Origin of the sequence: Thiohalocapsa halophila (assembly GCF_016583825.1) — a bacterium.
GTDB lineage: Bacteria > Pseudomonadota > Gammaproteobacteria > Chromatiales > Chromatiaceae > Thiohalocapsa > Thiohalocapsa halophila.
Window position 1 is genome coordinate 1 of record NZ_NRRV01000109.1, and the last position, 9,933, is coordinate 9,933.

General features: G+C 70.2%; 10 protein-coding genes and 1 pseudogene. 6 read left to right on the plus strand and 5 right to left on the minus strand.

Annotated features, from left to right (window positions below):
• Window positions 1–14: 14 nt before the first annotated feature.
• The 3 genes from msbA to kdsB are packed head-to-tail and all read left to right on the plus strand — an operon-like array spanning window position 15 to window position 3,719.
• Window positions 15–1,820: a lipid A export permease/ATP-binding protein MsbA gene (msbA, locus tag CKO31_RS24180; RefSeq protein ID WP_438874034.1), complete on the plus strand. Its 1,806-nt coding sequence runs from the start codon at window positions 15–17 to the stop codon at window positions 1,818–1,820.
• Entirely contained in the window at window positions 1,801–2,925 is a 1,125-nt protein-coding gene (gene lpxK / locus CKO31_RS24185) for a tetraacyldisaccharide 4'-kinase (protein WP_200242846.1), read from the plus strand. The genes msbA and lpxK overlap by 20 nt, the downstream gene beginning before the upstream one ends.
• Window positions 2,926–2,945: 20 nt before the next feature.
• Window positions 2,946–3,719, plus strand: coding sequence for a 3-deoxy-manno-octulosonate cytidylyltransferase (kdsB, locus tag CKO31_RS24190; RefSeq protein WP_200242848.1), 774 nt, complete (start codon window positions 2,946–2,948; stop codon window positions 3,717–3,719).
• Window positions 3,720–3,811: 92 nt separating this feature from the next.
• Here the strand turns inward: kdsB and CKO31_RS24195 are convergent, their stop codons facing one another.
• Window positions 3,812–4,120: a hypothetical protein gene (locus CKO31_RS24195; protein ID WP_200242849.1), complete on the minus strand. Its 309-nt coding sequence runs from the start codon at window positions 4,118–4,120 to the stop codon at window positions 3,812–3,814.
• Window positions 4,121–4,234: 114 nt separating this feature from the next.
• Between CKO31_RS24195 and CKO31_RS24200 the strand changes: the two genes are divergently transcribed.
• The 3 genes from CKO31_RS24200 to CKO31_RS24210 all read left to right on the plus strand — a co-directional run bounded on the left by CKO31_RS24200 (window position 4,235) and on the right by CKO31_RS24210 (window position 6,121).
• Entirely contained in the window at window positions 4,235–4,639 is a 405-nt protein-coding gene (locus CKO31_RS24200) for an OsmC family protein (protein ID WP_200242851.1), read from the plus strand.
• 512 nt (window positions 4,640–5,151) lie between these two features.
• The gene (locus CKO31_RS24205; RefSeq protein ID WP_200242853.1) at window positions 5,152–5,520 is read left to right on the plus strand and encodes a hypothetical protein; all 369 of its coding nucleotides are present in this window, start codon (window positions 5,152–5,154) and stop codon (window positions 5,518–5,520) included.
• A 106-nt stretch (window positions 5,521–5,626) separates the two neighbouring features.
• On the plus strand, window positions 5,627–6,121 hold the full coding sequence (locus CKO31_RS24210; protein ID WP_200242855.1) for a low molecular weight protein-tyrosine-phosphatase: 495 nt from the start codon (window positions 5,627–5,629) through the stop codon (window positions 6,119–6,121).
• A gap of 44 nt (window positions 6,122–6,165) precedes the next feature.
• On the opposite strand, the gene CKO31_RS24215 is transcribed toward CKO31_RS24210, so the two are convergent.
• From CKO31_RS24215 to CKO31_RS24230, 4 genes and pseudogenes are all read right to left on the minus strand, one after another.
• The gene (locus CKO31_RS24215; RefSeq protein WP_200242857.1) at window positions 6,166–6,966 is read right to left on the minus strand and encodes a polysaccharide deacetylase family protein; all 801 of its coding nucleotides are present in this window, start codon (window positions 6,964–6,966) and stop codon (window positions 6,166–6,168) included.
• Window positions 6,953–8,134, minus strand: a complete 1,182-nt coding sequence (locus CKO31_RS24220; RefSeq protein ID WP_200242860.1) for a glycosyltransferase — start codon at window positions 8,132–8,134, stop codon at window positions 6,953–6,955. Before CKO31_RS24220 ends, CKO31_RS24215 begins: the two co-directional genes overlap by 14 nt.
• Complete coding sequence (locus CKO31_RS24225) at window positions 8,128–9,342, minus strand: sulfotransferase (RefSeq protein WP_200242863.1); 1,215 nt, start codon at window positions 9,340–9,342, stop codon at window positions 8,128–8,130. The genes CKO31_RS24220 and CKO31_RS24225 overlap by 7 nt, the downstream gene beginning before the upstream one ends.
• Window positions 9,343–9,525: 183 nt before the next feature.
• Window positions 9,526–9,933, minus strand: a pseudogene (locus CKO31_RS24230) (hypothetical protein); the annotation flags it as partial.

Sequence of the window (9,933 nt, forward strand, 5' to 3'; positions counted from 1 at the left end):
ACGGACCAGGCGCCGTGAGCGCGGCCGGCGCCCTCGCCGGGGGGAGGGGGGGCTCCGGGCGGGCGGTGTATGCGCGCCTGCTCGGCTATGTGAAGCCGTACTGGCGCATGTTCGCGCTCTCCATCGTCGGTATGCTGGTGTTCGCGGCCACCGAGCCCCTGTTCGCGGCCATGATCAAGCCGCTCCTCGACGGCAGCTTCGTCGAGCGCGACCCGGACGTGGTGCGGCTCATGCCCATCCTGCTGGTGGCCGTGTTCATGGTGCGCGGCGTCGCCGGCTTCATCAACAACTACTGCCTCAAATGGGTGGGCCGGCGGGTGGTGGCGGACCTGCGCCAGCAGATGTTCGACCACCTGCTGCGGGCGCCGACGCGCTACTACGACGTCCATGGCACGGGCCAGCTGCTCGCCAAACTCACCTACAACGTCGAGAACGTCGCCACCGCCGCCACCCAGGCGGTCACAACCCTGGTGCGCGACGGCTTCACGGCCCTGGCGCTGCTGGCCTACATGCTCTACCTGGATGCGGCCCTGTCGGCCATCTTCCTGCTCATCGGGCCGGTGATGGCCTTCTCGATGAAATACGCCACCCGGCGCTTTCGCCAATACGGCGCCCGCATCCAGGACCGCGTGGGCTCGCTGACCCATGTCGCCCAGGAAGTCATCGACGGCCACCGCGTGGTGAAGGCCTTCGGCGGCGAGCGCCGCGAGTCCGAGACCTTCTCCGCCATCAACGAGAAGACCCGCTCCCTGCAGATGAAGGTCATCGCCGTGGAGTCCGTCAGCGTGCCCGTGGTGCAGCTGCTCTCGGCCGTGGCCATCGGCGTCATCGTCTACCTGTCGACGCTCCAGGGCCTGCGCGAGGACATCACCGTGGGCACCTTCATGTCCTTCGTGGTGGCCATGGGGCTGATGCTGCCGCCGGTGAAGCGGCTCACCGCGGTGAACTCCCAGCTCCAGCGCGGCATCGTCGCCGCCGACAGCCTGTTCGAGCTCCTGGACAGCGAGACCGAGCACGACACCGGCAAACAGGTGCTGGGGCGGGTGCGCGGCGAGATCGACTTTCGCGATGTGACCCATGTCTACGACGCCGGCAAGGGCGCGGTGCTGCACGGGCTGGACCTGCACATCGGCGCCGGCGAGAGCCTGGCCCTGGTGGGGCGCTCCGGCAGTGGCAAGTCGACGCTGGTGAGCCTGCTGCCGCGGTTCTACGACCCCACCGAGGGCCGCATCCTGGTGGATGGCATCGACCACCGCAGCGTGACCCTGTCGAGCCTGCGGGCGCAGATCTCGCTGGTGACCCAGGACATCGTGCTCTTCAACGCCAGCGTCGCCGACAACATCGCCTACGGCGCCAACGCCGGGGCCGGGCGCGCCGATATCGAGCGCGCCGCGGAGGCGGCCCATGCGCTGGAGTTCATCGCCGCCCTGCCGCAGGGCTTCGACACCCTGGTCGGCGACCGCGGCGTGCTGCTCTCGGGGGGGCAGCGCCAACGGCTCGCCATCGCTCGGGCCATGCTCAAGGACGCGCCCATTTTGATCCTGGACGAGGCGACATCGGCGCTGGATACCGAGGCCGAGCGCCATATCCAGCAGGCCCTGGCGGTGCTGATGGCCAATCGCACGACCCTGGTCATCGCCCACCGCCTGTCCACCATCGAGCACGTAGACCGCGTGGTGGTGCTGGAGCAGGGCCGCATCCTGGAGCAGGGCAGTCATCGCGAGCTGCTCGCCGCCGACGGGCATTACGCGCGGCTCCAGCGTGCCCAGCTGCAAGCGTCGCCGCTGCCGGAGTCCGCCCATGACCCCGGTGCGCGGTGAGCGGGCGGCCCGTGAGCGCCATGGCCTGAGCCCAACGGCGATCTGGTACGGGCATAGCCGTGCCGGGCGGCTGGCCGCCGCGCTCTTTGCGCCGCTCGGCTGGCTGTATTGCGGCCTTGCGGCGCTGCGGGCGACGGCCTATGCCCGTGGCTGGCGCGCGAGCTTCGAGGCGGGTGCGCCGGTGATCGTCGTCGGCAACCTGAGCGTCGGCGGCACCGGCAAGACGCCGCTGGTGCGCTGGCTGGCGGGGCACTTGCGGGCCCGCGGGCTCAAACCGGGCATCGCCGCCCGCGGCTATGGCGCGGCGGCTGGTAGCAATGCCGGGGACGTGCGCTTGGTGCCGGTCGATGCGGACCCGGCGCTGTTCGGCGACGAGCCGGTGCTGTTGGCGGCAGACGGTCGCACGCCGGTCGCGGTGGGCCGGGACCGGGTGGCGGCGGCGCGCGCCTTGGTCGGCCACGGCTGCGATGTCGTCGTCACGGACGACGGCCTGCAGCACTATCGCCTGCGCCGGCAGTGCGAGATCCTGGTGGTGGACGGCAGCCGCGGGCACGGCAACGGCCGCTGTCTGCCGGCGGGGCCGCTGCGCGAGCCGGTGCGCCGTGCCGCACGGGTGGATCTCGCCATCGCCACCGGCGGCGGCCAGCCGGGCCTGCCGGCGCTGGCGCTCGCGCCCGAGGCGGCGGTGAGCCTGACGGACCCGAGCCGCACTCGCCCCTTGGCGGACTTCGCCGGCGAGCGCGTGACCGCGGTGGCGGGTATCGGCAACCCGGCGCGTTTTTTTCGTATGCTGGAAGCGCAGGGTCTCAGGGTGGACGCGCGAGCCTATCCGGATCACCATCGGTTCACCGTCGCCGACCTGGCCGCCTGGGACGGCGCGGCGGTGTTGATGACCGAAAAGGATGCCGTCAAATGCCGGCGCCTGCGCCCGCCGGCGGGTACTCAGTGGCCCGAGCTCTGGGCGGTGCCCGTGGCGGCGGTCCCCGACTCCGCCTTCGTGGTCGCGCTGGACCGGCTGCTGACCGAACGCGGGGTCGTCGCGGACAATCTGGACATCCATGCCGGCTGCACGGGTGCCGCAGCCTGCGACCTGCGGCTGGACTAAAGCGCCACAGCGAGAACGCCATGCACAACAGCTTCCGTGTCGTCATCCCCGCCCGCTACGGCGCCCGCCGCCTGCCGGGCAAGCCGCTCATCGACATCGGCGGCAAGACTTTGATCGCCCGCGTCTGGGAGCAGGCCCGGGCCAGCGGCGCGGCGGAGGTTGTCGTGGCTACCGACGATGAGCGCGTGTTGGAGCACTGCCGTGCCATCGGCGCCGATGCCGAGCTCACCGAGTCGCATCACCAAAGCGGCACGGAGCGCATCGCGGCGGTGGCCGCCGCCCGGGGCTGGCCGGCAGAGAGCGTGGTGGTGAACCTCCAGGGGGACGAGCCCTGCATGCCGCCTGCGAATATCGACCAAGTGGCGGCGGCCCTGGCGGCGGGCGAAGACGTGCAGATGGCGACCTTGGCCACGCCCATCACCACCGCAGAAGCCTTGTTCGACCCGCATGTGGTGAAGGTGGTCACCGGCGCAGACGGTGTGGCGCTCTACTTCTCGCGGGCGCCCATACCCTGGCATCGTGACGAATTCCTGGGCAACCGCGCCCATCTGCCCAAGCAGGCTTCGTTTCTCCGCCACATCGGTCTGTACGCCTATCGCGCCGGCTTTCTGGAAGCCTTCGTTGGTTGGCCGCCGTCGCCGCTGGAGATCGCGGAGTCCCTGGAGCAGCTGCGCGTGCTCTGGCACGGTGAGCGTGTGCAGGTGGCGCAGGCCGCCGCCGTCCCTGGGCCTGGTGTCGATACTGCCGATGATGTCGAGGCCGTGCTGCGCTGGCTGGAAGCCGCGGACGGCTAGCTCAGCTGTGTCGCCGTCATCGATGCATCCCTAGGCCCGCGCAAGACCCGCGCATGGTCGAGCTCGATGACCACGGCGACAATGAGCCGTCGCTAGGCCGGGTACCCGGGGTCGCGGGCGGCGTGACCGACTGTGCCGTCCAACGCCTGCAGCAGCCGGGTGAGATCCGTGGTGGGCTCGCCCGCATCCGTGAACAGCGCCAGCTCCAGGTGCTCCGGTGCACGGAAGGCGGCGTTACCGTATTGATCCGCCTGGATGGGAGGCTCCGGGTCCTGGCTCTCCAGCACGAGGCGGCCGTCGGTGGTCAAGATCTCCACGAGACGCCAACGGCGGCCCGCGTGCTGGCAGCGACGCCCTAGATGGGTGCGCAGTCGGCTCAGGAGCTCATCGGTGGTTTGCATGGCGCGGTCCGGTCTGTTGCAGTGCTAGGAAGATGAGGGCGATGCGCCGCCTTTCGCACCCTGTCGCCGGCGGGCGCCGCACTGCCACTGTCCCTGTTCCGAACGAGGTTATGCATGTCCGAAAACCTAGAGCTGTCTTTTCCCGGCGGGAAACGCGTCGATGTGCACGTCGGAGGCTTCCATATTCCCACCGACCAGTCCGAGAAGAACGGCGGGGCCGGCGCGGCGCCGGCGCCCTTCACGCTGTTCCTGGCGTCGCTGGCGTCCTGTAGCGGCATCTTCGCATTGAACTTCTGCCAGTCGCGGGACATCGATACCACCGGGCTCGCACTGTCCATGGAATGGGACGGCGACATGAAGCATCCCGAGCGCTCCAAGGCGGTGCTGCACCTGCGCTTGCCGGATGGCTTTCCCGAGCAGTATCGCGAGGGCATCGTGCGCGCCATGGAACTCTGCGCGGTCAAGCGCCAGCTCGGGGCGGCACCAGCGTTCGACGTGGCCGTCACCAGCGGCGACTGAGCCTGTGCCGTCGGTCTGGCCGGGGCCCGCAGCCCGACACCGCGCCGGCTTTGTCCGTTTGGTTGTCCGCTCTCCTGGCCTCGGCCGAGCGCAGCCGAGGCAGGTGCGACGCGGCGGCAGGCAGCCCTTGCCCGGTCTCGCCGGCGCCGGACCATAGCGGGCCCAAAAAAGCGCGCCCAAAAAAAAGCCCCGCGGGGTCGCGGGGCCAATTCACCACTGAGGAGGTCAGAGGACGGAAACGGCAGAGAGGGAATTTCCGCCTCTGTCTCTGTTTAAGCATGTACGGTGCCAACTTTTGCAAACCCGCGCCACGACACTCATCAGCAGTCGCTGATGCGCTGATGGCAGGGGCGCTGCGGCCGAAATACGGGTGCGAGTGGTCGAATCTTTACCGTGCCGCGCCGGTTTTGCACCAACAGGGTGCGCCTTGGCCTCGTCTGCTGTTGCCGGCGACGCCGGCTCGTCTGCCCTTCGCTCTGCCGGGTCTGGGGCTTCTGCTCTGGCTGGCAGCAATGGTCCCCTGCGCAGCAGCGGCGGCGGAGCCCTCGGCGGCCGGCTGGCTGCAGCTGGAGCGGGATCAACGCACCTATCGGCAGCGCACGGGGCCGCTGGATCTGCGCGAAGAGCGCGAGCTCTCCACCGTGGAGCGCCGCCAGCGCAACGAGCTGCGCGCGGTGGAGCAGCGCCTTAAGCGGCGCGAGCGCCAGCAGTCCGCCCCGCGCGCGAATGCCCCCTTGGCCGAGCCGGGCACCGTGACAGCGCCGCCCGACGTGCCGCGGCGGGGCACCGACATGCAGCAGGGCCGCGCGCTCGAGCGCGAGCGCCTGCAACGGCGCATGCGCCAGTATCACCAGCCCTTCGGCCGGCAGCGTCCGCCTTGAAGCCGGCAGGAGACCGTGCGGCGTCGCCGCCCTCCGCGGCGCCAGCTTCGACCGATGCTAGAATTGCGCTCCTATCCCCATCTGCTGAAGACACGAAGAGAGACGCATGACGTCAACGGCTAAGGTCAAGGTGCTGTTCGTTTGCATGGGCAATATCTGCCGATCACCCACCGCCCAAGGCGTGTTCCGCAAGCTGGTGGAGGAGGCGGGGCTGGCCGAGGTCATCGAGATCGACTCCGCAGGCACCCACGCCTACCACCTCGGCGAGCCGCCGGACCCGCGAGCACGGGAGACGGCGCTGCGCCGCGGCATCGACTTGGCCGACCTGCGTGCCCGCCGCGCCGTGGCCGAGGACTTCGAGCTGTATGACTATGTGCTGGCCATGGACCAAGACAACTATCACGCCCTGTCCGGCATCTGCCCGCCCGGCCGCGGCCTGGAGCGGCGCCTGGCGCTGCTGATGGACTACGCCCCGCAGGCGCGCATGCGCGAGGTGCCGGACCCCTACTACGGCGCCACCGGGGGCTTCGAGTCGGTCTTCGACATGGTGGAGGAGGCCGCCGCCGGGCTGCTGGAGGAGATCCGCCGCCGCCATATTTGACCGGCGCGATGGCTTGATCCGGCCCGTTGCGAAAGATAGCCGGGTCAGGATGTGTGCTGGGCTGTGTGCGATGCAGTGCCCGACGCAGCTGTAGGCAGCGGCGCACTCAACAGTGCGCCATAGTCCGCAAAGCCGCGATAGTGGTGCAGATCGGCGATGAGGTCGCGGCGCAGCGGATGCTCGATGTCGTAGGGGTGGATGCCGATTCGCAGGGCACCTGCCGCCGCTGCCCGGCGCCGCCCGAGGGCGTTCCACAGGCGCAGCACCGACACCCGCAGGGCCGCGTCCGCCTCGTAGCCCAGGACTGGTGAAGCTGCGTGCCGTCCGCTCGCCGTGTCGAGCACGGCGGAGAAGACTTCTACCTGCCGGAACAGGTCGGCTTGGCGCAGCGCCTGCGCACTCACCGGGCCGAGCGCCCAGGCCGGCGGTACATAGAGCGTGGGCGGCGTCAGGTCCTGCCGCTCGAACCACTCCCGGCAGCGGCGCATGAGCGCGAGGATGCCGTTGGCGTCCAGCGCCAGGTGCTCGGCGACGTTCCGAGACAGGAACAGGCTGTGCAGACGGTGTCGCACACCCCGGATGCGCTCGGCGCGGTGCTGCCAGCCGTGGCCTGCGAGCACGTAGCCGGCGCGCTGCAACGCCCGCAGCTCGTCGATGCCGCGGGCGTCCCAGCCGGTGCCGGGCACCACCAGCAGGGTCACCGGCTGCACGGCGTAGCGCTCGAGCAGGGCCAGGGTGCGGCGCACCGCCGGCATGGTCGCCGGCATGAGATCGTGCACGGACACCAGCGCCAACGGATCGCGTACCGGTGGCGGCGTGCCGGCCTGCGGCTCAGACAGAGACATCGTCCGCGCCACCGGCGTCTTCGTCCCGGACCACTCGCAGCCAGTGGCGCAGGTTACGGGCGTTCAGCTCTCGGGCACCGTCGCGGGCGATGTCGGCCTTGCGCTGCAAGATGGCATGGTCCAGCGCCCGCACCCGCGCCAGGGTGTCGGCGAGGGTCTCATTGGGATGGATTTGGAAGAGCCCGCGCTCGAGGCTCTCCCAGCTCAGAATTCCGCACTGGGAAGACACCACCACCAGTCGCGCGCGGGCCATGGCCTCCAGCGCGATGGTGCCGAAGGACTCCACCGTGGAGGGCAGCACTAGGACATCGGCGCCGTCGATGAGCGGCATGATCTGCTGGCGCTTCACCCAGCCGACATAGTGCAGGTTCGCCAGGCGCTCGGCCTGCTCCTCCAGCCAATCGCGCAGCGGGCCGTCGCCTGCCACGTGAAACTGCACCTCCGGCAGGGCCGCCGCGGCGTCCACAACGGCGCCGAGGTTCTTCTCCGGTGCCAGCCGGCCTGCAAAGAGCACGCGGTGCACGCCCTGGCGCAGCGGCTGCGGCGGCGTGTCCAGGAAGGCCTTGGGAATGGGCGTGCCCATGAGGCCGACGCGCTTGGCGCCGATATCCCGGGCGATGTCCAACATCTCGTCGGAGTTGGCGAGCACCAGTGCGCCCTCGCGGAACAGGGCCCGGTTGCAGGTGTTGAGGTAGGCCTGGGCGACCTTGCCCCGCAGGACCCAGTCGTCATTGAGCTCGGCGAGGCGCTCGAAGTGGGTGTGGAAGCCCACCACCAGCCGCGCGTGCCAGCGCTTGGCGAGCACCATGCCGAGCATGCCGAAGGGGCCGGGCGTAGGCACGATGACCACGTCCGGGCGCAGCCGGGCCATGCGCCGCATCACCAGCGGCAGGGACGGCAGCACGAAGCGCTGCGTCGGGTCGCCCGGCAGCGGCAGCGGCAGGCCCCCGTACCAATGCCCAGCGCGAAAGCGCGGGGAGATCAGGTCAACGCGCACGCCGACGGCCTTCAGATGCTCGGCCAGATCCCGGTAGTAGGCGCCGACACCGTTGCGCTCGGGTGCAGCGTCCGAGACGATGGCGATCCGCAGACCAGTACCGTCGAGTGCGCCGGCGGCGCTGCTCGCAGCCTTCTTGACGGCATCGCTATCCTCGAACGGGTTTAGCATCGAGACAGCCCCGCGGCCTGTGCGGCCGTGTCGGTGTGCTCAGTCTTGGCGGTCCCGGCATTGGCGGGTTTGGGATAGGTATCGGCAAAGCGCCGGGCGATCATGGCTGCGTCCAGGCCGAGCTCGGCGAGGTCGTAGCGATGGCCGCTGCGATAGCTGCGTGCCGTTGCCGCGGCCGCGTCCAGGGTTGCTGCGAAGTCCGCCCGCAGCGGGATACCCAGACGCGCATAGGCGTCGCGCACGGCACCGGCGAGGTCGGCCTTGAGCTGCGGCAGGGTCTTGGTGACGGTGCGTGCCGGCGCTTGGCTCTCGGCGAGGGTGTGCAGGTTCCGGTAGTAGAACGCGAGCTGCTCGATGAAGCGCTCGCGCAGCGGTGCACTCGTCGACGGCACGCCGAAGAAGGACAGCCCCGCCCGGATGGAGCTCAGCTGGGAGGGCACGGTCTGCACCGGATCGCGCAGGCAGACCAGGAAGCGGGCGTCCGGGAACTGTGTCGCGAGGCTGTTGGCCATGGATGCAAAGGCGGCGTTCTTGGACAGCAGGCGCTTGTCCGGCCCGTGCACGTAAAGATGGCGGCGCAGCGCGTCGGCGTAGAAGGCCAATAACGCTTGCCGCTCGGCCGCAGGCATATCCCGGTCGAAGCTGCCCATGTGCCACAGGTGTGCCGCCTGCGGGAAGGGCAGCACCAGGATGAAGCAGCTCAGCACCGGCATGAGCGCGAAATAGTCTTCCTCCGGCGAGCTCAGGCTCATGGCATGCACGTCGTCCAGGGACGCGAAGAAGCGCCGCTCCGCCACGCCCAGCAGGCGCCGCAGCGGCGCGCCCAGCTTGGCGTCCAGCCGCCCCAGCGCACGCCAGAAGAGCCGCTGCGACACCGAGGGGGCGAACAGGCACTCCCAGGTGGAGAAGGTGGTGAGCTGCGGGTCCCGGGCCAGCACGGCGTGCAGATTGGTGGTGCCGCTGCGGGGCACGCCGAGCACGAACAGGGGCTCGCGGATCTGCACCCGGCGGTAGCCCCGAAAGAAGATCTCATCCAGCAGAAAACCGAGCCAGTGGATGCCCTGTACCAGCGCGAACAGCGGCAGGAAGCCGAGCATCACCAGCACACGGCGCGGGCGCACGCGGCTTACGCCGTCGGGCGAGCGGAACAGTGCGCCGGCGCCGATGCCGAAGAGCCGCGCAGTACTGGTGGCGAACAGACGAAGCATCTGTGGGCGTTGGGAGCGGGCCTGGCAGCTGTTGGGGGCCGGCGTCGGAGCGCCGGCGCCTCGGCCCGCCATGGTACCGCAGCCGCTGCCCAAACCGAAATTGGGTCAGGCTGACGTCGGCATCTCAGCTATCACCCTCGGCGCTCGCCCGTTCGCCATCCGGCGTTGCAGTCGAGCGGGTGCTCAGCCGGAGCCCGGATACTCGCCGCCCGACGTCCGGCCGCTGCGGGCTGTGGTGTCGTCCGCTGCCGGCGGGTCCGCCGGCGGCGGCACCGGCTTAGGACCTTCCGCAGCGTCCGCCGGCGCTGTGGTGCCGCCGTTGGGCTTGGCGCGCGCATGGTCGCCGATGGCGGCGTCAGGCGCCCGCGGCGGCTCGTCGGCGCTGGCACCTGCCCCCGGCGTGCTTGGCTCGCCGCGGTCCGTGCTCGCGGCATCGGCGTTGTCCGCTCCGTTGCCCTTGCGCGGGCGCTGCGGCTTTGGCTCATCGGGGGCGGTCGACGGCTCGGCCGCCGCCGCGGGCGGCTGCTTGGGCTGTTCTGCTCGGGGCTGGCCTTCGGGCTGGCCCTGGGATTGGTCTGGGGCTGGGTCCGG

Bases quoted from the DNA above. Each gene is read 5' to 3' on its own strand.
- lpxK (WP_200242846.1), top strand. From the start codon at position 1,801: ATGACCCCGGTGCGCGGTGAGCGGGCGGCCCGTGAGCGCCATGGCCTG.
- kdsB (WP_200242848.1), top strand. From the start codon at position 2,946: ATGCACAACAGCTTCCGTGTCGTCATCCCCGCCCGCTACGGCGCCCGC.
- CKO31_RS24195 (WP_200242849.1), bottom strand. From the start codon at position 4,120: ATGCAAACCACCGATGAGCTCCTGAGCCGACTGCGCACCCATCTAGGG.
- CKO31_RS24200 (WP_200242851.1), top strand. From the start codon at position 4,235: ATGTCCGAAAACCTAGAGCTGTCTTTTCCCGGCGGGAAACGCGTCGAT.
- CKO31_RS24205 (WP_200242853.1), top strand. From the start codon at position 5,152: ATGGTCCCCTGCGCAGCAGCGGCGGCGGAGCCCTCGGCGGCCGGCTGG.
- CKO31_RS24210 (WP_200242855.1), top strand. From the start codon at position 5,627: ATGACGTCAACGGCTAAGGTCAAGGTGCTGTTCGTTTGCATGGGCAAT.
- CKO31_RS24215 (WP_200242857.1), bottom strand. From the start codon at position 6,966: ATGTCTCTGTCTGAGCCGCAGGCCGGCACGCCGCCACCGGTACGCGAT.
- CKO31_RS24220 (WP_200242860.1), bottom strand. From the start codon at position 8,134: ATGCTAAACCCGTTCGAGGATAGCGATGCCGTCAAGAAGGCTGCGAGC.
- CKO31_RS24225 (WP_200242863.1), bottom strand. From the start codon at position 9,342: ATGCTTCGTCTGTTCGCCACCAGTACTGCGCGGCTCTTCGGCATCGGC.